General features: G+C 62.9%; 17 protein-coding genes. 13 read left to right on the top strand and 4 right to left on the bottom strand.

The genetic code is table 11. The annotated features are described in order from the left end of the window. The first annotated feature begins 133 nt into the window (after positions 1-133). The 4 genes from FJ977_RS16625 (at position 134) to FJ977_RS16640 (ending at position 7,342) form a co-directional block, all read left to right on the top strand. The gene (locus FJ977_RS16625) at positions 134-2,917 is read left to right on the top strand and encodes a valine--tRNA ligase (protein ID WP_140773128.1); all 2,784 of its coding nucleotides are present in this window, start codon (positions 134-136) and stop codon (positions 2,915-2,917) included. A 360-nt stretch (positions 2,918-3,277) separates the two neighbouring features. Next, a complete protein-coding gene (locus tag FJ977_RS16630) occupies positions 3,278-4,489 on the top strand; it encodes an OmpP1/FadL family transporter (protein WP_140773130.1) in 1,212 nt (403 codons plus the stop codon). Positions 4,490-4,779: 290 nt separating this feature from the next. Further along, the gene (gene ilvD / locus FJ977_RS16635) at positions 4,780-6,504 is read left to right on the top strand and encodes a dihydroxy-acid dehydratase (protein WP_140773132.1); all 1,725 of its coding nucleotides are present in this window, start codon (positions 4,780-4,782) and stop codon (positions 6,502-6,504) included. Beyond that, on the top strand, positions 6,491-7,342 hold the full coding sequence (locus FJ977_RS16640) for a tetratricopeptide repeat protein (RefSeq protein ID WP_056572397.1): 852 nt from the start codon (positions 6,491-6,493) through the stop codon (positions 7,340-7,342). The genes ilvD and FJ977_RS16640 overlap by 14 nt, the downstream gene beginning before the upstream one ends. A gap of 40 nt (positions 7,343-7,382) precedes the next feature. On the opposite strand, the gene FJ977_RS16645 is transcribed toward FJ977_RS16640, so the two are convergent. The 4 genes from FJ977_RS16645 to erpA form a co-directional block, all read right to left on the bottom strand. Then, complete coding sequence (locus FJ977_RS16645) at positions 7,383-7,700, bottom strand: hypothetical protein (RefSeq protein WP_181179903.1); 318 nt, start codon at positions 7,698-7,700, stop codon at positions 7,383-7,385. Between the two features lie 90 nt (positions 7,701-7,790). After that, positions 7,791-8,585, bottom strand: coding sequence for an exodeoxyribonuclease III (xth, locus tag FJ977_RS16650; protein ID WP_140773136.1), 795 nt, complete (start codon positions 8,583-8,585; stop codon positions 7,791-7,793). A gap of 14 nt (positions 8,586-8,599) precedes the next feature. Then, positions 8,600-8,998 carry a VOC family protein gene (locus FJ977_RS16655; RefSeq protein WP_140773138.1) on the bottom strand — a complete coding sequence of 133 codons (399 nt, stop codon included), beginning with the start codon at positions 8,996-8,998 and terminating at the stop codon, positions 8,600-8,602. Between the two features lie 4 nt (positions 8,999-9,002). Next, a complete protein-coding gene (erpA, locus tag FJ977_RS16660; protein WP_013531288.1) occupies positions 9,003-9,350 on the bottom strand; it encodes an iron-sulfur cluster insertion protein ErpA in 348 nt (115 codons plus the stop codon). 87 nt (positions 9,351-9,437) lie between these two features. Between erpA and FJ977_RS16665 the strand changes: the two genes are divergently transcribed. From FJ977_RS16665 to tatC, 9 genes are all read left to right on the top strand, one after another. Continuing rightward, on the top strand, positions 9,438-10,652 hold the full coding sequence (locus tag FJ977_RS16665) for a deoxyguanosinetriphosphate triphosphohydrolase (RefSeq protein WP_140773140.1): 1,215 nt from the start codon (positions 9,438-9,440) through the stop codon (positions 10,650-10,652). A gap of 63 nt (positions 10,653-10,715) precedes the next feature. Then, a complete protein-coding gene (gene argS / locus FJ977_RS16670; RefSeq protein WP_140773141.1) occupies positions 10,716-12,473 on the top strand; it encodes an arginine--tRNA ligase in 1,758 nt (585 codons plus the stop codon). Positions 12,474-12,576: 103 nt separating this feature from the next. After that, positions 12,577-15,957, top strand: a complete 3,381-nt coding sequence (locus FJ977_RS16675) for an SPOR domain-containing protein (protein ID WP_140773143.1) — start codon at positions 12,577-12,579, stop codon at positions 15,955-15,957. Between the two features lie 151 nt (positions 15,958-16,108). After that, complete coding sequence (gene nagZ / locus FJ977_RS16680) at positions 16,109-17,128, top strand: beta-N-acetylhexosaminidase (protein ID WP_095790978.1); 1,020 nt, start codon at positions 16,109-16,111, stop codon at positions 17,126-17,128. Between the two features lie 63 nt (positions 17,129-17,191). After that, a complete protein-coding gene (locus tag FJ977_RS16685; RefSeq protein ID WP_140773932.1) occupies positions 17,192-17,995 on the top strand; it encodes a ScpA family protein in 804 nt (267 codons plus the stop codon). Continuing rightward, positions 17,992-18,759, top strand: a complete 768-nt coding sequence (scpB, locus tag FJ977_RS16690) for an SMC-Scp complex subunit ScpB (protein ID WP_140773145.1) — start codon at positions 17,992-17,994, stop codon at positions 18,757-18,759. The genes FJ977_RS16685 and scpB overlap by 4 nt, the downstream gene beginning before the upstream one ends. Positions 18,760-18,939: 180 nt before the next feature. Next, on the top strand, positions 18,940-19,161 hold the full coding sequence (locus FJ977_RS16695) for a twin-arginine translocase TatA/TatE family subunit (protein WP_010909892.1): 222 nt from the start codon (positions 18,940-18,942) through the stop codon (positions 19,159-19,161). A gap of 30 nt (positions 19,162-19,191) precedes the next feature. Further along, positions 19,192-19,965, top strand: a complete 774-nt coding sequence (gene tatB, locus FJ977_RS16700) for a Sec-independent protein translocase protein TatB (RefSeq protein ID WP_140773147.1) — start codon at positions 19,192-19,194, stop codon at positions 19,963-19,965. Continuing rightward, positions 19,962-20,837: a twin-arginine translocase subunit TatC gene (tatC, locus tag FJ977_RS16705; protein WP_140773149.1), complete on the top strand. Its 876-nt coding sequence runs from the start codon at positions 19,962-19,964 to the stop codon at positions 20,835-20,837. The genes tatB and tatC overlap by 4 nt, the downstream gene beginning before the upstream one ends. Positions 20,838-20,905: the final 68 nt, after the last annotated feature.

Here is a 20,905-nt window from a genome sequence, read left to right on the forward strand (position 1 = left end):
GCTCCCGTTGAAATGAACACCGCCGCGCCTATCTGCTTCTCATGAACCGAAGCGGCCCTTGCGGTTGACTTGGCCAAGACCTTCCGATTTACACCGAACCAGCAAAAATCCCGACAGCGCGGACCATTTTCCCATGCTTGAAAAGACCTACGACGCAAAGACCGTCGAGCCGAAGATCGCCAAAGTGTGGGAAGAGGCCGACGCGTTTCGCGCTGGCGCCGGCGCCGAGGAGGGGGCCGAAGCCTTTACCATCGTCATCCCGCCGCCGAACGTCACCGGCTCGCTGCATATGGGCCATGCGCTGAACAACACGCTGCAGGATATATTGATCCGGTTCGAGCGCATGCGCGGCAAGAACGTGCTGTGGCAACCTGGCATGGACCATGCCGGTATCGCCACGCAGATGGTGGTCGAGCGCCAGCTGATGGAGAAGCAAATCCACCGCCGCGATCTCACACGCGAACAGTTCATTGACAAAGTGTGGGAGTGGAAGGCCGAATCCGGCGGCGCGATCTTCAACCAATTGAAGCGGCTCGGTGCCTCGGCCGACTGGAGCAGAGAGCGCTTCACCATGGACGAGGGCCTGTCCAAGGCCGTGCTTGAAGTCTTCGTCACCCTCTACAAGGAAGGGTTGATCTACAAGGACAAGCGCCTTGTGAACTGGGATCCGAAGCTGCTGACCGCAATTTCCGATCTCGAGGTCGAGCAGCAGGAGGTTAACGGCAATCTCTGGCATTTCCGCTATCCGATCGAGGGCGCGGCATTCGACCCGGAAGACCCCAAGACCTTCATCATCGTGGCCACCACGCGCCCCGAGACGATGCTGGGCGACACGGCGGTCGCGGTTCACCCCGATGACGAGCGCTTCCGGCATCTGGTCGGCAAGAACGTGGTGCTGCCGATCGTCGGCAGGAAGATCCCTGTCGTGGCGGACGAGTATTCCGATCCCGAAAAGGGTTCGGGCGCGGTCAAGATCACGCCGGCGCATGATTTCAACGACTTCGAGGTCGGCAAGCGCCACAAATTGCCGGCGATAAACATCCTCACCGTCGAAGCCGCCATCACGTTGAAGGACAATGAGGACTTCCTCGCCGGCCTCGAGGTGACGCCGGAACGCCAGGCTGTCTGGGGCGAGCTCGACGGGCTCGACCGTTTCGTCGCGCGCAAGAAGATCGTCGAACTGATGGAAGCCGGCGGCTTCCTCGACAAGGTCGAGCCGCATCGCCACGCCGTGCCGCATGGCGACCGCGGCGGCGTGCCGATCGAACCATTCCTGACCGAGCAGTGGTATGCCAACGCCGCCGAACTCGCGAAGCCGGCCATTGCTTCCGTGCGCGAGGGCCGCACCAACTTCGTGCCGAAAAACTGGGAAAAAACCTATTTCGACTGGATGGAGAACATTCAGCCCTGGTGCATTTCGCGCCAGCTGTGGTGGGGTCACCAGATCCCGGCCTGGTACGGGCCGGACGGACGCGTCTTCGTCGAGAAGTCGGAGGAAGAGGCGCTGAGTGCGGCGATCGAATATTATCTGGCGCTTGAAGGCCCGTGGAAGGCCTGGGTCGAGGACAAGCTGGAAAACTTCAAGCCCGGCGAGATCCTGACCCGCGACGAGGACGTGCTCGACACATGGTTCTCCTCGGCGCTGTGGCCATTCTCGACCTTGGGCTGGCCGGACCAGACGCCTGAACTGAAGACCTATTACCAGACCGACGTGCTGGTGACCGGCTTCGACATCATCTTCTTCTGGGTTGCCCGCATGATGATGATGGGCCTGCACTTCATGGACGAGGAGCCGTTCCATACCGTCTATGTGCACGCGCTGGTTCGCGACAAGAACGGCGCCAAGATGTCGAAGTCGAAAGGCAACGTCATCGACCCGCTCGACCTCATCGACGAGTACGGCGCCGACGCGCTGCGTTTCACGCTGGCGGTGATGGCGGCACAGGGGCGCGACGTGAAGCTCGATCCGGCACGCATCGCCGGCTATCGCAATTTCGGGACCAAGCTGTGGAACGCGACGCGCTTCGCCGAGATGAACGAAGTCGCCCGAAATGACGATTTCTGGCTGAACGATGCCAAGCTGGCGGTCAACCGCTGGATCCTGACCGAACTGACACGCGCGGCGCGCGAGGTCACGGACGGCATCACCTCATACCGCTTCAATGAAGCGGCCGGGGCGGCCTACCGCTTCGTCTGGAACCTGTTCTGCGACTGGTATCTCGAGTTGCTGAAACCGGTGTTCATGGGCACGGATGAGGCGGCCAAGGCCGAAAGCCGCGCCTGCGTCGCCTTCGTGCTCGACGAGATCTACAAGCTTCTGCATCCGATGATGCCGTTCATGACGGAAGAGCTGTGGGCGCAGACGGCGGGCGAGGGCAAGGAGCGCGAGTCGCTGCTTTGCCACGCCGCCTGGCCGGCGCCGGATTTCGAGGACGCGGATGCCGCCGCCGACATCAATTGGCTGGTCGACCTCGTGTCCGGCATCCGCTCGGTGCGCTCGGAAATGAATGTGCCGCCGGCGGCGATAGCACCACTCGTCGTGGTCGGCGCCAACGATCTCACGCGTGAGCGGCTGGTTCGCGAGGACTCGGCGATCAAGCGGTTGGCGCGCGTCGGTGACATCTCGCTCGCCGATGCAGCGCCCAAGGGCGCGGCGCAGATCGTGCTCAACGAGGCGACGATCTGCCTGCCGCTTGGCAGCTTGATCGATCTCGCCGCCGAGGCCGCGCGGCTGCAGAAGGAGCTGGCCAAGGTCACCGAGGAAATCGCGCGCCTGCACAAGAAGCTGTCCAACGAGCGGTTCGTTGCCAGCGCGCCGGCCGAGATTGTCGAGGCCGAGCGCGAAAAGCTCGCCGAATACCGCGACGCGCAGGACAAGCTCTCGGTGGCTTTGACCAGGGTTCGCGACGCTGGTTGAAGGACAGATTCGCGCACGACATGAGGGCGAGTGCCCATACGTCAGCTGCCTTGAAAACAGGCGTTCCGCTACGTTAATTTTGACGTAAACGGAAACTTTGCGCCCCATTGTTGCCATAATGTAACAATGGGGCCATAACCCCCTTAAAAGTGGCTGTTTTTGAGCCTTTTTGGGCGAATTTTCGTTATTTCCTGATCGGACAAGCACGCCTCGATCCGCTTTTAGGCCTTGCGGCGCTTATCTGCATTTTGTCGAAAATGCGTTCGGCGAGCATGTACATGTACGCCCCGAGAATTCGTTGTTGCGCCGTTAACCTGAATTGGTTCTAGCTTGATGCACTCGAATTCGGGGAGGACATTCATGACCATTCTGCGACTGAAAGCGCTACTTGGGGCGGGGTGCTTTTCGCTTGCTTTGATCGGAACCGCAATGAACTCGGCTCATGCAGGCGGCCTGGAGCGCGGCGGCTACGACATCGACCTGCTGTTTGATCCGGCGCCGTTCGCCACGGAAGCCGAAGCGACCTACGTAATGCCCGACCGCAAGTACAAGAATGCGCGTGGTCCAACCGGGGCCGACCTCGGCTTAGGCACCACAGCCAACGGAGCCGAAGGTTACTGGGTCCCACGCATAGGTGGTAAGGTCCAGGTTGTACCGGGCGTCGACTGCATGGTCGATTATTCGCAGCCTTGGGGGGCACATACCGCGCCTGGTATTTGGAACGGCGCGATTTCCAATATCGAAACCAACATCCAGAGTAATAACTACGCGGCCACCTGTTCCTATAAGATGGATGCCGGCAAAGGTCAGATCCGCTTCATTGGTGGCGTCTTTTATCAGGAAGTATACGGCTTCAAGGAAGGTCTGGTGTCCCTCGAGCCGCTTGCCACTGGCCGTGTCGACCTGTCGAGCAGCGGTTGGGGCTGGAGAGCCGGGCTGGCCTACGAAATTCCAGATATCGCTTTGCGCGCAAGCCTTGTCTATAATTCTCAGGTCAAGCTTGACAACATCTCCGGCACACTCACGACGCCCGGAGGTTCTACGGGCATCTATGCCCCCACGGAGTCGATGCCGGATTCGCTGGAATTCAAATTGCAGTCAGGCATTGCGCCCGGATGGCTGGCTTTCGGTTCGGTCAAGTGGGTCAATTGGAGCGTCCTACAAAGCGTTCCGATTTGCCCGACTTACGCTCCATCTGCAGCTTGTTTCACAAATGGTCCGGGACAGGCGACTTCGCTTGACCTGATGTATCGTGATGGCTGGACAGTGACGGGTGGCATCGGCCACAAGTTCAACGATCAGTGGTCTGCTGCCGGCCAGCTCTCTTGGGATCGCGGCACTTCGCATGGCTACGGCTCGCAGTCCGATACCTGGACTTTGGGCGGCGGTGTTGCCTACACGCCTTCGCCGAATATCGAATTTCGCCTTGCCGGCGCGATTGGCGTAATGACCAGCGGGCGCTCAGGAACGCTGGTCGGCGAAAATGGTTATGTTGCTGGTGAGGACGCAACTTACGATTTCGGCAACGATCTGGTCACCGCGCTTTCCGGCGGCGTCAAGATCAAGTTCTAACCTATTGAGAATATGACAAAAAGGCCGGGCGTTGCCCGGCCTTTTTCGTTTGTGCCGGCGTTGTCGCTACTTCCGTCGTCCAAGCTCCGTTGCACATAAACCGCACCATGGCCGCCTCGTGCGATTGTGACGTTTTGGCAACACTTTCTGAACAACCCCTGCGCTAAAAGTCAGGCCGGGGAAATTGCCTATTTCCCGCCATAAACCCGGCGCACCTCGAACCTGTCTCGGGACACGTGCCAAAAGGCCCGGCGATGAGGCAGGCCGCACCGCCCGCGGCAAGGATGAGAATGGACGCCAAGGTCATTTCAAAGGCTAAGCTCCCTAGCCGCCATGTGACTGTCGGTCCGGCGCGCGCGCCGCACCGGTCCTATCTCTATGCCATGGGGCTTTCCGCCGCCGAGATCGCACAGCCGCTGGTCGGCGTAGCCTCGTGCTGGAACGAAGCCGCCCCCTGCAACATTTCGCTCATGCGCCAGGCGCAGGTGGTGAAGAAGGGCGTGGCGGCCGCCAATGGCACGCCGCGCGAATTCTGCACCATCACCGTCACCGACGGCATTGCCATGGGCCACCAGGGCATGAAGTCGTCGCTGGTGTCGCGCGAGGTCATCGCCGATTCGGTCGAACTCACCATGCGCGGCCATTGCTATGATGCACTGGTCGGCCTCGCCGGCTGCGACAAGTCGCTGCCAGGCATGATGATGGCCATGGTGCGGCTCAACGTGCCGTCGATCTTCATCTATGGCGGTTCGATCCTGCCCGGCAGCTATCGCGGCCGACAGATCACCGTGCAGGATGTGTTCGAGGCGGTGGGCCAGCATTCGGTCGGCACGATCGGTGATGCCGAACTGCTCGAGATCGAGCAGGCCGCCTGTCCCTCGGCCGGCTCCTGCGGCGCCCAGTTCACCGCCAACACCATGGCTACCGTCGCCGAGGCGATCGGCTTGGCGCTGCCCTATTCCTGCGGCGCGCCGGCCCCTTACGAAATGCGCGACCGTTTCAATTTCGCCTCGGGCGAAAAGATCATGGAGCTGATCGCCAAGAACATCCGGCCGCGCGACATCGTCACGCTGAAGGCGCTGGAGAATGCGGCGACCGTGGTTTCGGCCACCGGCGGCTCGACCAACGCAGCATTGCATCTGCCGGCGATCGCGCATGAGGCGGGCATCAAGTTCGATCTGTTCGACGTGGCGAAGATCTTCGAGAAGACGCCTTACATCGCCGATCTCAAGCCCGGCGGAAAATATGTCGCCAAGGACATGTTCGAGGCCGGCGGCATTCCGCTGTTGATGAAGACGCTGCTCGACCACGGCTATCTGCATGGCGATTGCCTGACGGTCACTGGCCGTACTTTGGCCGAAAATATGGAGCACGTTGCCTGGAATGAACACCAGGATGTGGTCCGCCCGGCCAACAGACCAATTACCCAAACCGGCGGTGTCGTGGGGTTGAAGGGAAACCTTGCCCCCGAAGGCGCGATCGTGAAGGTCGCGGGCATGGCGGAGTTGAAATTCTCCGGCCCGGCGCGCTGTTTCGATTCGGAAGAGGAATGTTTCGAGGCGGTGACGCATCGCAACTACAGGGAAGGCGAGGTTCTCGTCATCCGCTACGAAGGACCGCGCGGCGGCCCGGGCATGCGCGAGATGCTGTCGACGACGGCGGCGCTCTACGGCCAGGGCATGGGCGGCAAGGTGGCGCTGATCACCGACGGCCGCTTCTCGGGCGCGACGCGCGGCTTCTGCATCGGCCATGTCGGGCCGGAAGCGGCGGTTGGCGGTCCGATCGGTCTGATACGGGATGGCGACGTGATCTCGATCGATGCCGTGAACGGTACGATCGAAGTGGCGCTGACCGACGCCGAATTGGCGGCGCGGGCAAAGACATGGAAGGCGCGCACGACCGACTACCAGTCGGGCGCGATATGGAAATACGCACAGACGGTCGGGTCTGCCCGGGATGGCGCGGTCACCCATCCGGGCGGTGCGAAAGAAACACACTGTTATGCGGATATCTGAGTTGTTGAAGTCAACACCAGAGTTGTTGAGGTCATCTGTCCTTCCGGCACTGGTCGCTGTTGCGATCTTTGGCGCCGTGGGCCAGGCTTTGGCCTTCGACGACAAGGTGTTCGACGACAAGACCGGCGTGAAGCCGCAGTCCAGTCCCTGGGCAGTGTTCCAGTTCGGCTTCTCCGCCTACAAGAACGGCCACAAGGAACAGGCCGCCGAGGCCTATAAATACGCCGCCGAAAACGGTCAGATCGGCGCCACCTGGAAGCTTGCGCGCATGTATGCCGAGGGCGATGGCGTGGCCCGCGACGACTATGAGGCGTTCAAGTTCTTCTCGGAAATCGTCGACCAGGATGTCGAGCCCGGCTCGCCGGAAGAAAGCTATGTCTCCGACGCGCTGGTGGCGCTCGGTGATTATCTGCGCAAGGGCATTCCCGGCAGTCCGGTCACCGAGAACGAGGTGGCGGCCCAGGAGTATTACATGCGCGCCGCCGCCAACTACCGCAACCCGAACGCCCAGTTCGAGATGGGGCAGATGTTCCTGAAAGGCGAGGGCGGCGTGAAGGCCAGCGTCAAGCAGGCCGGGCGCTGGTTCCAGCTCGCCGCTGAGAAGGGCCATGCCGGCGCGCAGGCGACGCTCGGCCATCTCCTGTTCCAGAGCGGCAAGATCGTTCGCGGGCTGGCGATGATGACCGCGGCGCTCGAACGCGCGTCGCCGGCCGACCAACCCTGGATCCGAGGCATGCAGGAAGAGGCTTTTGCCGCGGCCGGTGAAGCTGATCGCCGCACGGCGATTTCGCTGGCCGATGACATCCTTACCAAGGGCACCACCAACGCAGACCAGTAAGGGTGATCTTCCGCCGAGGGAGATCAGCTATCGGGAAAAATCAGTTTTCGGTCGGTTCCGTCGGCACCATGCTTGGCGCAGGCGTCGAGATCGGCGTGACATTCAGGTGCGGCGCCATCTTGTTTTCGGGGCAGCTGTCGCCGACCTTGGTCCAGGATGTGTTGTTGAGCACCATGTCGCAGCGCGCCATATGGCTCTGGTTGGCAACCGTAAGGCAGGCGACCTGACCGACCGGATAGGATTTTCCATTGGCAAGACATTCCGGGGCGGCGAAAGCCGGCAGCATGACGACCGTGGCGAATGCCAAGCCGATCGGACAGACAACAAATCGAATAGTCATGGGAACCCCGGCCGCCATGATGATCTTCCATCATGCGCCTGATTTGTGGCGATACAACGTCGTTGTGGCGAAACAAAGCCGAGGCGATTCGACGGCGTAATGGGCCGGTCAGGCTGGCTGCAGCGCGAGGTCGATCGCCACCGGCACGTGATCGGATGGCTTTTCCCAGGCGCGCACATGCTTTTCGATCGAGGCCGACGAGAATCGGTTGGCGGCTTCCGGCGATAGCAGCAGATGGTCGATGCGGATGCCGTTGTTCTTCTGCCAGGCGCCGGCCTGATAGTCCCAGAAGGTGTAGGTGTCGGGCGCATCGGTCACCGCGCGCACCGCTTCGGTGAAGCCGAGATTAAGCAGCCGCCGGAAGGCCTGCCGCGTCTGCGGCTGGAACAGCGCGTCGCCCAGCCAGTTCTCCGGGAAGCGCGCATCGATCGGCTCGGGAATGACGTTATAGTCACCGGCCAGCACCAGCGCCTCTTCCAGCCTCAGCCGCTCTTCGGCCCAGCGTTCCAGCCGGGCCATCCAGGATAGCTTGTAGGGAAATTTCTTCTCGTCATCGATCGGATTGCCGTTCGGTAGATAGAGCGAGGCGACGCGAAGCGCGCCCTTGTCGGTCGAGAATACCCCTTCGATGAAGCGCGCCTGCTCGTCGGTGTCGTCACCGGGCAGCCCTCTGATGACTTCGTCAAAGCGCAGCTTCGACAGCAGCGCCACGCCGTTGAAACCCTTCTGACCATGAGTTTCGACATTGTAGCCAAGCGCCTCGATCTCGGCGCGCGGGAACTGCTCATCGACCGTCTTGATCTCCTGCAGGCAAACGATGTCGGGCGCGCTTTCGGTCAGCCAATGGGTGAGGTTGCCGATGCGGGCGCGAACGCCGTTGATATTCCAGGTGACGATTTTCATGACGCTCTCGGTGCTTATTCAGAGGGGTCTTGCGCTGGATGGCGTTCGACCAGGCCGATCGTATTGCCTGCCGGGTCCTTTAGGAAGGCCATCCACTCGCTTTCTCCCGCCGGACCGAACTGGCCCTCGGTATCGCGATGCACGAGCGTCGGCGGCGCGGTGAAGGGGACACCCGCTGCTTTCGCCCCGCCGTGGAAGGCTTCGAGGCCCGTTATGTCGAGATAGACCGTGCCCGCGGGTATGCCGTCGGTAAACAGCAGCCGCACGCTGCCTGCCATGATGAAGGCGATGCCCGGTGGGTCGAAGCGCGCGTGCACATTCAGGCCGAGCACATCGCGCCAGAAGGCGAGCGTCGAATCAAGATCGCGCCCGGCCGACAGCGCGACCTGACGGACCGCGCCGACGGCAGGCATGCCGCTAGATGGAGAAACTGGTGCCGCAGCCGCAGGAGGCGACCGCGTTCGGATTGCGGATCTGGAATGACTGGCCCATCAAATCGTCGACGAAGTCGATCACCGACCCGCCCATATAGACGAGCGACAAATCGTCGATCAGCACCGTGGCGCCATCCTTCTCGATCGCAACGTCATCGTCGTTGCGCGTATCGACCAGATCGAACTTGTAGGAAAAGCCGGAGCAGCCGCCGCCCTCGACGGAAACGCGCAACGCCGTCTTGCCGGCCTCGTTGGAGACAATCCTGGCGATCCGCTTGGCGGCAGCCTCGGTCATATCGACTTTCATGGCAGTCTTGGCATCCGCGCCCATGGGCGTCACCTTGCTTTCGGTTTCACATGATAGGTATGAAGCGCAAGCGGCCAAGTCAACTAGACCAGTCAACCTGCGGCATCGACCATGACCAACGAGTTGGGCGACATCGGATTCGGCTACCGGCCGCGCGCGGCCTATGCCACGGATCCGGCGCGCTCGCGCGGCCGGCTGTTCGATGAGGTCGAAAGCCCGACCCGCACGCCGTTCCAGCGCGACCGCGACCGCATCATCCATTCGACGGCGTTCCGGCGGCTCAAGCACAAGACCCAGGTCTTCATCGCCCATGAAGGCGACCATTACCGCACAAGGCTGACCCATTCGATCGAGGTGGCCCAGATCGCGCGTGCTCTGGCGCGGGCGTTGCGCGGCGACGAGGATCTGGCAGAGGCGGTGGCGCTGGTGCATGATTTCGGCCACACGCCCTTCGGCCACACCGGCGAGGACGCGCTGAACGACAAGATGGCGGCCTGGGGCGGTTTTGATCACAACGCTCAGTCGCTGCGCATCGTGACGCGGCTGGAAGCGCGCTACGCCGAATTCGACGGGCTGAACCTCAGCTGGGAGACACTGGAAGGCCTGGTCAAGCACAATGGCCCGCTGACGGACAGCAGCGGCAAGGGCCTGAAGGGGCCGGTGCCGCAGGCAATCCGCGATTATTCGGAGCTGCAGGATCTCGAGCTCGACCACTTCGCTGGCATCGAGGCGCAGTGCGCCGCCATCGCCGACGATATCGCCTACAATACGCATGACATCGACGACGGCTTGCGCGCAGGGCTGCTGACGCTCGACATGCTGGAGGACGTCTCGCTGCCGGGAGCGATCCTGCGGGGCGTGCGCCAACGCTATCGGGCGCTCGATGGCGTGCGCACCGGCCACGAACTGATGCGGCGGCAGATCACCGCCATGGTCGAGGATGTCATCGTTTCCGCGAAAGCCAATCTGGAGCGTGTCGGCCCGCGCAGTGCTGATGCCGTGAGGGCGGCAGGCGAGACGATGGTGACCTTTTCCACCGAGATGGCCGCGGCCGAGAAGGAACTGAAGGCCTTTCTCTACAAGCACCTCTATCGGCACAAGGAGGTGATGCGGGTGCGCGCCGGCGCCGAGCAGATCGTCAGGGACCTGTTCGACGTCTATTTCGCCGATCCGCGCGCCATGCCCGACGGCTGGCGCGAGGGGCTGGACCGGGCCGAGGACCGCATCAAGGCGCGCAGCGTGGCCGATTTCCTGGCAGGGATGACCGACACCTACGCGCTCAAGGAACATCGGCGTTTGTTTGACCGCACCCCGGATTTGAGCTAGGGCGGGCGCGATTTTGCCGGCCAACGAGCCGGATTCGCCCATAAAGCCGCCAGAGCAATACCCATGAACATCTTCGCCGATTTCACCGCGCGAGTCACAAAGGCTGTCGAAGCGCTCGATCTGAAAGACAAGGACGGCGTTTCGCCCGACCTGTCGCGCATCGCCGTCGAACCGCCCCGCGACGCCAGCCACGGCGACCTCGCGACCAATGCGGCAATGGTGCTGGCCAAGCCCACCGGCCAGAATCCGCGCGCGCTGGCCGAGAGGCTGGCGCTGGCGCTGCGCGATGACAAGGATGTCGCCGCCGCCGAAGTTGCCGGCCCTGGCTTCGTCAATCTCCGGCTCAAGGACGGCTTCTGGCAGGCCCATCTCACGGCTCTTCTGGGCGAGGGACGCAATTATGGCCGCTCGACGGTCGGCGCGGGCCGGAAAACCAATGTCGAATATGTCTCGGCCAACCCGACGGGGCCGATGCATGTCGGCCATTGCCGGGGTGCCGTGGTGGGCGATGCGCTCGCCAATCTGATGGCATTTGCCGGTTACGACGTGACCAAGGAATATGTCATCAACGATGCCGGCTCGCAGATCGATGTGCTCGGACGCTCGGCCTTCCTGCGCTATCGCGAGGCACTCGGCGAGGAGATCGGCGAGATTCCGGCCGGTCTCTATCCCGGCGACTACCTGGTCCCGGTCGGTCATGCGCTGGTCAAGGAGTTCGGCCGTTCGCTGCTGCAGATGCCCGATGACGAAGCACTGGCCATCGTCAAGGACCGGACCATTGACGCGATGATGGCGATGATCCGCGAGGATCTGGCGCTGCTCAACGTGCATCACGACGTGTTCTTCTCCGAACGCACGCTGCATGCCGACAATGCCAGGAAGATCCGCTCGGCGATCAACGACCTGACGCTGAAGGGCCATATCTACAAGGGCAAGCTGCCGCCGCCCAAGGGCGAGAAGCCGGACGACTGGGAAGACCGCGAGCAGACGCTGTTCCGCTCCACCGCGGTCGGCGACGACATGGACCGGGCGTTGGTCAAGTCCGATGGCGCGTTCACCTATTTCGCCGCCGACGTGGCGTATCTGAAGGACAAGGTCGACCGCGGCTTCGTCGACCTGATCTATGTGCTTGGCGCCGACCATGGCGGTTACGTCAAGCGGCTGGAGGCGCTGGCACGGGCCATTGCGGGCGACGAGGTCAAGCTCACCGTCCTGTTGTGCAACCTCGTCAAGCTGTTTCGCGATGGCGAGCCGGTCCGCATGTCGAAGCGGTCAGGTGACTTTGTCACGCTTCGGGAAGTGGTGGAGGAGGTTGGCCGCGACGCCATCCGCTTCATGATGCTTTACCGCAAAAGCGATGCGCCGCTCGATTTCGACTTCGCCAAGGTGACCGAGCAGTCCAAGGACAATCCGGTGTTTTACGTGCAGTACGCCTCGGCGCGCTGCCATTCGGTGTTCCGGCAGGCAAGCGAGCAGTTGGGCGAGGCGAATTTCGACCGCAACAGCCTGGCGGCCGGCGTCGCGTCGCTGACCGACGAGGGCGAGATCGGGCTGATCCGCAAGCTCGCTGAATATCCACGCCTGATCGAATCCGCCGCTCTTGCGCTGGAGCCGCATAGGCTGGCATTTTACCTCTATGATCTGGCTTCCAGTTTCCATGGACACTGGAACCGGGGCACGGATAATCCGGACTTACGTTTTGTTAAGGTTAACGACCGACAATTGACGCATGCCAGACTAGGGCTGGTGCAGGCTGTTTCGGACGTTCTGACGTCCGGCCTGACGTTGATCGGAGCCGCAGCGCCTACCGAAATGCGTTAGGTTTGACTAAAAAACCTGTCACCTTTTGCCCACATTGCGCTGGTAAGGGCCAACCCTGCGCGACGTCCATGGCGTCCGAATGAGTGCGAGTTCGGGAACAATAATGGCAGACAGAACCCAGCTGAGAGTAGCCGACAACAACGACATCGCTGACGATGATCCGTTCGCGGAACTGACCAGGATCATGGGATTCGACCCGCGCCAGCCGGTCAAGCAGCAGGCGCCGGCACAGGCTCCTGCCGCCGGCCCGTCCGTGCAGGAGGACGATTTCGACATCGACCTCGAAAAGGAGTTGATGGGCGAGTTCGACGCTGGCGACAGTGCGGCCGCTCCATCCGTCGAGGTTCATGAGCCGGCATTCGAAACGGCGGCCACGCAGGCGGCCGACGATGACCTTGCGCTGTCGCTCGACGACGATTTCCATCTGGACTTCACGGGTGCCGATGATCACGGGCTGGTCGCCAGCCATGCCAACCCTCACGCTGCCGAAACCGCGCCATCCGTCGAACCTGCCTTCGACGCCGATTTCGACAATGCCGTTGCCAGTTCGCTCGAAGACGTTTCGCCCTTCGAAGACGATCTCCCGATGGAGGACGAGCTTGCCGCGTCGCTCGATCAGGATTTCCACATCGAGGACGACACCCCTGAGGCTCAGCATGCGGTGGCCGAAGTGCCGGCGGCTGTCGAGCCCGATCATCAATTCGACGATGCGGTCGCGCTTTCGCTCGAAGACGAGCTGATGCTTGACGACCATCCGGCGGATCAGCGCCATGTGGCTGCGGCCGCCGTCGACTATCCCGAGCCGGCACTGGCCGTCGCGAATGAGGTCCAGGCGACTTCCGACCAGGATTTCGCGGGTCATTTCGACGACGCCATGGCTGATGTCGATATGGATTTTGACGTTCAGGCAGACGAGCCGGTGGCCTTTGATGCAGCGGAAGCGCACGACGTGCTCGCCGATGCCGTGGACACGGAAGGGGAGTTTTCAGGCCCCGAAGCCGTTTCGGATGATGCTTTCGATCTGAATTTGGACGATGCGTTCGCCGAGCCTGCCGAAGAGCCGGTCGCCGAGGTTACGGCAGCGGTCCAGCCGATAGCTCCGGCAGCGGTCATGGCCGAGCCGGTGCGGGCCCACGCGGCGGACGAACGGAGCCTCGAAGACGAGTTGAACGCGCTTCTGGGCGCGATGACGGCGCGCACGTCGCCGTCGGTCAGCGAGCCTGTCGTTGCTCGGCCTGTTGTCACTCAGCCGGCCGTTGCTCCCGCCCAGGTCCATGCCGCCGCACCGGCGAAGATCTCTGCGGAACCTGCCGATCCCGTTGGCGATCTCGACTGGGATCTCGACGACCATGCGCCCGAGGATCTGCATCCTTCGAGTGCCGCCCATGCCGCCGATGCCGACCTCGACAATCTGCTGCTCGACGAACTTCAAGGCCAGGATCTTGCTTCGGATGCCGCTGATCATGTCGATCTCGACGATGAAGCGTTCGATGCGGCCCTGGCCAGGAGCCTCGATGCGCGCCACGCGACAGCTCCCCAGCAGGATCAGGCCGATTCCCTCGATTGGCTGGCCGAGCGCTCAGCGCCGACGGAGCCAACCCGTTCGTGGAGCCGCGTGACACCGGTTCCCCAGCAGCCGGCATTTGCCGCGCAGCCGGCCGCTTCGATGGCGGCCAGGGCCGCTGCGCCGGAAGTGGCCCCGGCAGTGGCTGTGGTGCCGACCTATCATGCGCCCGAGCCGGTTGCGGCTGCGGCCTATGCAGCTCCTGTATCCGCACCGCAGCCGCGACAGCCGTCGCGCTATGAAGAGATGCCTGATGTCGAAACGGTCGATGTGCCGGAGCGCGTCGTGGCGCTGGCGGACGATCTCGACATTCCGGAACTGCATTTCGAGGAAGATGAGCCGGCCACGCCTGGCTATGACGATCTCGACGCCGAGTTCGCCAGCCTTCTGACGGAAATGAATTCGGTGGAGGTCGCGCCTGCTCCAGCAGCTCCCACAAGCAGCGCTGCCTATGCCGACGAATCCTACAATGCCGGATTCAATTCGGGATATGAGAGGCCCAATCCGGGATATGAGAGCCTCAATCCGGGATATGAGAGGTCGAATACCGGATACCAGGCGCCTGCATACGAAGAAGCCAAGCCTGCCTACCAGCCTGAAGCGCGCACCTATGCGGCGCGGCCGGCGGAAACGCCTGCTCGTGCTGCCGCGAACACTGGCTATGCCGATGCCTCGGACGGCTTCGACCTCGACAGTTTGCCCGGCAGCCAGCCGGTCTCGCAGGCGGACGATTTCACCGTCGATGAACTCGACTACGATCCTGAACTGGACGAGGCAATGTCCGTTCCGGGTCTCGGCGAGCGCGAAGCGGCCAGATCGTCGGGCCGCCGCGGCCTGTTCATCGCTGCGATCGTCGGGGCCGTTGCGGTCGCGGGCGGTCTTGGCGCCTTTGCGCTGTCCTTCGGCGGCAAGGGCGGCAGCGAAGCTCCGGTGATCGTCAAGGCCGACAATTCACCGATCAAGGTCAAGCCGGAAAATCCGGGCGGCACCGTGGTGCCGAACCAGGACAACAAGGTCTACGACGCGGTGGTCAAGGGCGCGAAGCCCGCCGAACCGGTGCAGCAGAAGCTTGTCACCAACACCGAGGTACCGGTGGACGTGCAGGCAAAGGATCCGGCCCGCGCCATAGATCTTTCTCCTGACCAGAGTGCTGCCGTTGGCGGAGCCGACGACGGCAACGCCTCGGCCACCGCCAATGCGGCCCCGACCGCCAGTGCGGCTCCGGCCGACAATGCGGCGCCTGCGCCCAAGTCCGAGGATCGCATCGCGCAGGTGCTGCAGGATGCCGACAAGGGCACCAACACCGATGTCGTCGCCGTTGCGCCGCGCAAGGTGAGGACCATGGTTGTCAAGTCGGATGGCTCGCTGGTGCCGCGCGAGGACCCGGCGCCCGCCGCGCCGCAGGTCGCGGCCGCCGAGCCGACCGATCCGGCGCCGCAGCATGTCGCGCCGTCTGCCGATGCCGATCAGACCGGCACCGTGGCGCCCGCCGCCCAGTCGGACGACGAGCCGGCCCTCAAGCCGGCAGCCAAACCGGCCAAGGCCCAGTCGACCAACACCCCGGCCAAGGTTGCGATCGCGCCGCAGCGCCCGTCCGACCAGCCGGTCGACGTCGTCGGCGAGGTCAAGCCCGATCAGGTCGCTTCCATCGATCCGGCAACGACGGCGACCGGTGGCGGTTCGTGGTCGATGCAGGTTGCTTCGCAGCCGACGGTGGAGAGCGCCCAGTCGACCTACCAGGATCTGCAGCGCCGCTATGGCAGCGTGCTTGCCGGCCGCACCGCCAACATCGTCAAGGCCGAGATCGCCGGCAAGGGCACGTTCTACCGCGTCCGCGTCGCGGCTCAGTCGCGCAACGATGCCATCAACCTGTGCACCAGCTACAAGGCGGCCGGCGGCAACTGCTTCGTCTCGCGTTAGTCGCCGATCCAACCTTTCAAAGCCGGCGCGGCCTTGGGCAGCGCCGGCTTTTTCGTGTGCCCAGCGTTTTCATGTGGAAGCACTTCCGGCGTTGGACCGCATGTGATCGCAAGCGATTCCCTTTGGTCGCGCGAAGCCCTAAACTCCTGACATGACCGAATCAAAATCCATGATCCTCGGCTGTGCCGGGAAATCGCTCACCCGCGAAGAAATCAATTTCTATCGCAATGAATGCCCGTGGGCCTTCATTCTGTTTGCCCGCAACATTGGCGAGACCGAGCAGATCCGCGATCTGGTCGCCGAGATGCGCGACTGTATCGGACGCCCAGACGCGCTCGTTTTCATCGACCAGGAAGGCGGCCGGGTGCAACGCCTGCGGCCACCGCTGGCTCCCAACTATCCGGCCGGCGGGGCGCTTGGCGCGCTGTGGCGCGACGATCACGACGCCGGCGCGCGTGCCGCATGGCTGATGGCGCGCCTGCACGCCTTCGACCTGCTGCGCTACGGCATTACGGCGGATTGCCTGCCGGTGCTCGACGTGCCGATCGAAGGCGCCAGCGATGTGATCGGCGCGCGCGCCTATGGCAAGGAGCCGCGCGCGGTCATCGAACTCGGCCGCGCCGCCGCCGAAGGCCTGATGTCCGGCGGGGTGCTGCCGGTGATGAAGCATATTCCGGGGCATGGCCGGGCCTTTGCCGACACGCATTTCGAGCTGCCGACGGTCGACGCTTCGCTCAGCGATCTGCAGCGGCATGACTTTGCGCCGTTCCGGGAACTCAACGACCTGCCGATGGCAATGACGGCGCATGTCGTCTATAGCGCCATCGACCCGAAGAACCCGGCGACGACGTCGGGCAAGGTCATCGACGAGATCATCCGCCGCGACATCGGCTTTGACGGGCTCTTGATGAGCGACGACACCTCGATGAAGGCACTTTCTGGGGATTTCCCGACAAAGGCGGCCTCGATCCTTGCGGCGGGCTGCGATCTGGTCCTTCACTGCAACGGCGTTTTCGAGGAGATGGCGGGCATCGCATCGCGCACCACGGGGCTTGAAGGCAAGTCGCTGGAGCGTGCAAAGCGGGCTCTGACCTATATAAGGAAACGCGACGCGGCCGAGGAAACCGAGATACGCGCTGAATTCGCCACCTATTTCGATGCGGTGGCCTAACGACAAGGAAGTGACAAGGCTGTGGCGGAAACATTGGACAGCAAGGCCGCGAAGGCCGCACCGATGGACCGCCTGTGGGCCGAGAACGATGATTCACGGCTGACCGGCGACCCCTCGCTGGTCGTCGACGTCGCCGGCTTCGAAGGTCCGCTCGATCTCTTGCTGCATCTTGCCCGCAACCAGAAGGTCGACCTGGCGCGTATTTCCATCCTGGCGCTGGCCGAGCAATATCTGGCCTTTGTCGAGACGGCGAGGGCGCTGCGCCTCGAGCTTGCCGCCGATTATCTGGTGATGGCGGCGTGGCTGGCGTTCCTGAAGTCGAAGCTCCTGATCCCCAAGCAGCCTGGCGAAGAGGGCGAAAGCGGCGAGGAACTGGCGGCGGTGCTGCAATTCCGTCTGAAGCGGCTCGAGGCCATGCGTGATGCGGCGTCGCGTCTCGTCAACCGCAACCGGCTCGGTCGAGACGTGTTCGCGCGCGGCATGCCCGAAATGGTCATTATCGAGAAGCGCAACACCTATTCGGCGTCGCTTTACGACCTCTTGACCGCCTATGCCCAGCAGCGGCAGAAGCAGGCGATCACCAATGTGACGATCGCCCGGCGTGGTGTCTGGTCGCTCAAGGACGCGCGCGACATCCTAACCCGGCTGATCGGCTCGCTGCGGGACTGGACGGCTCTCGACAGCTTCCTCATCCGATACATGACCAGTCCGGAAGAGCGGCGCACGGCGATCGCCAGCTCATTCGCGGCGACACTGGAACTGGTGCGCGAGCGCAAGATGGATGTGCGGCAGGACGAGGTGTTCGCGCCGATCTATCTGCGCGACCACCGCGCACCGGCAATCAAGGCAGTCGAGGTTGCATCATGAGCGAACGCGCCAACGCTTCTGTTATCCCCTTCAAGGTGGATGATGGGCCGGACGAGGGCGATCTCGACCAGGCTTCGCCCCAGAATCCGCCACAGAATCCGGCCGAGCGCCTGCATATGGCGGAGGCCGTGCGTATGGCCGAGGCGATCGTGTTCGCCAGCGCCGAACCGGTCAGCGAAAAGCAGCTTGCCGCACGCCTTCCCGATGGCATCAATATCGCCCTCGCCATGGACGAATTGCAGCAGGTCTACGCCCGGCGCGGCGTCAATCTTGTGCGGGTCGGCGACGCCTGGGCGTTCCGCACCGCCGGCGATCTCGCCTTCCTGATGAGCCGCGACACGGTGCAGCAGCGCAAGTTGTCGCGCGCGGCGCTCGAAGTGCTGGCGATCATCGCTTACCACCAGCCGGTGACGCGCGCCGAGATCGAGGACATCCGCGGCGTCGAGACCTCGAAGGGCACGCTAGACACGCTGCTCGAGACGGAATGGGTGCGCATGCGCGGCCGTCGCAAAACGCCCGGCCGTCCCGTCACCTACGGCACCACCGAAACCTTCCTCGACCATTTCGCGCTCGAGGAAATCCGCGATCTTCCCGGCATGGAGGAGCTGAAGGGCGCGGGCCTGCTATCGGGCCGCATGCCGTCCAATTTCTCCATTCCGCAGCCGCCGGCCGACCCCGATGCGCTGACCGAGGACGAGGATCCGCTGACCGACATCGACCTCGAGGAACTTGGCCTGCTGACACCGCGCGTCACGGAAGATTGACCCGCCGGCCTCTGTCAAAGCGCGCCGATAGGTCGTAGATGCGCCGATTGGTAGCGGGCCAGTGAGTCGAAAAAGCGTGACATCCGTCACCCTTTCATAAACTCTGTCGCTGTTGTGTTTGAATCCCAACGCGAAAACGCATAGATCATCGCCAGGGAAAACATTCGAGAGAGATTTGCTATGGGTTCATTTTCGATTTGGCACTGGATGATCGTGCTGGTGATCGTGCTGCTGGTTTTCGGCCGCGGCAAGATTCCCGAGCTGATGGGTGACATGGCCAAGGGCATCAAGAGCTTCAAGAAAGGCATGGCGGACGACGACGTCGCAGATGACAAGCGCACCGTCGAACACCGTGCCGACGAGACCGTTTCGGCCGTGAAGGAAAAAGCCAGCAAGAGCTGAGCCAAGAAGTTCTAGTCGGAACAGAGTGCCATGTTTGAAGTCGGCTGGACCGAAATGCTGGTGATCGCGATCGTCATGATCGTGGTCGTCGGGCCGAAGGATTTGCCCAATATGCTGCGCACCTTCGGCCGCACGACGGCGAAGCTGCGCGCCATGGCGGCCGACTTCCAGAAACAATTCAACGACGCACTGAAGGAAGCTGAGCTCGACGACGTGAAGAAGTCGGTCGACGAGCTCAGGGGCCTCAGCCCGGTTGCCGAGATCAAGAAGCAGCTCAATCCGTTCGAGCAGGCGGCCGCCGATGTGCGCGCCGGCGTCGACGCCGCGATGAAGCCGAAGCCGGCCGCCGATCCGTCGGCGCCCGCCGCTTCGACCCCACTGCCGGCCGAGCCGTTGAAGAATGGCGCAACGGAAATGCCTGGCGTCAGTGCTGCAGGAGCTGCGGCGCCAACACCGATTTTCCCGGCGATGACCGATGAATCGGTGGTATCGGCATCCACGGAAGCTGCCGTGGCGCCAAAGGCATCCGCGGCCAAGAGGGCTGCCAAGTCGGCACCGGTGGCAAAAGCGCCGGCCAAGGCCCCGACATCCGCGAAGACGGTGACGGCAAAAGCCGCACCCGCGGCGACCGCAAAAGCCGCACCAGCGACAAAGGTCGCGACAGCAGCAAAGCCTGCAACCGCCGCTGCGACGAAGCCCGCCGCCGCCAAGGCGACTGCCGCCAAGGCCGTGGCGAAAGCCGAACCGAAACCCGCGCCCGCGAAGAAGCCGGCCACCAAGAAGACGGCTGGAGCCGCCAAGTGAGCGTTTCGGACAAGGAAAAGGACGAGATCGAAAAGTCGTCGGCGCCGCTGATCGAGCATCTCATCGAGTTGCGCCGCCGGCTGATCTGGTCGCTTGGCGGCTTCTTCGTCGCCTTCCTGGTCTGCTTCTTCTTCGCCAAGAAGCTGTTCAACCTTCTGGTCGTGCCGTTCAAATGGGCGACCAAGTGGGCGGGTCTCGACCCTCACAAGGTCGAGCTGATCTACACCGCGCCGCAGGAATTCTTCTTCACGCAGGTCAAGCTCGCCATGTTCGGCGGCATGGTGATCGCCTTTCCGCTGATCGCCACGCAGATCTACAAATTCATCGCGCCCGGCCTCTACAAGAACGAGCGCAACGCCTTCCTGCCGTTCCTGATCGCGTCGCCCATCCTGTTCCTGATGGGCGCCTCGCTGGTCTATTTCTTCTTCACGCCGATGGTGATGTGGTTCTTCCTCGCCATGCAGCAGGCCGGTACCGACGAGCAGGTGCAGATTTCGCTGCTGCCGAAAGTGTCGGAATATCTCAGCCTGATCATGACGCTGATCTTCTCCTTCGGCCTGGTGTTCCAGTTGCCGGTGGTGACCAGCCTGATGACCCGCGTCGGCATGCTGTCGTCCAAGGCGCTGGCCGAGAAGCGCAAATGGGCGATCGTCATCGCCTTCGTTGTCGCGGCGGTGCTGACGCCGCCCGATCCGATGAGCCAGATCGGCTTGGCCATTCCGACCATCCTGCTCTACGAGGTCGCCATCTGGGCCGCGCGGTGGATCGAGCGCAGCCAGGAGCGCGAGCGCCTGGCACGCGAGAAGCAGGAAGCCGCCGAGACCGTGGCGGACAAGGCACCGGACGAACCTCCGGCGCCGGCAGCCTCCTAAGACATCAACGCGGCGGAAAACGACAACCGCCGCCCAGCCTCATCTTGCATCGGTCAAGGATGCGGTTT

The sequence above is a fragment of the Mesorhizobium sp. B2-1-3A genome (assembly GCF_006442655.1).
Taxonomy (GTDB): Bacteria; Pseudomonadota; Alphaproteobacteria; order Rhizobiales; family Rhizobiaceae; genus Mesorhizobium.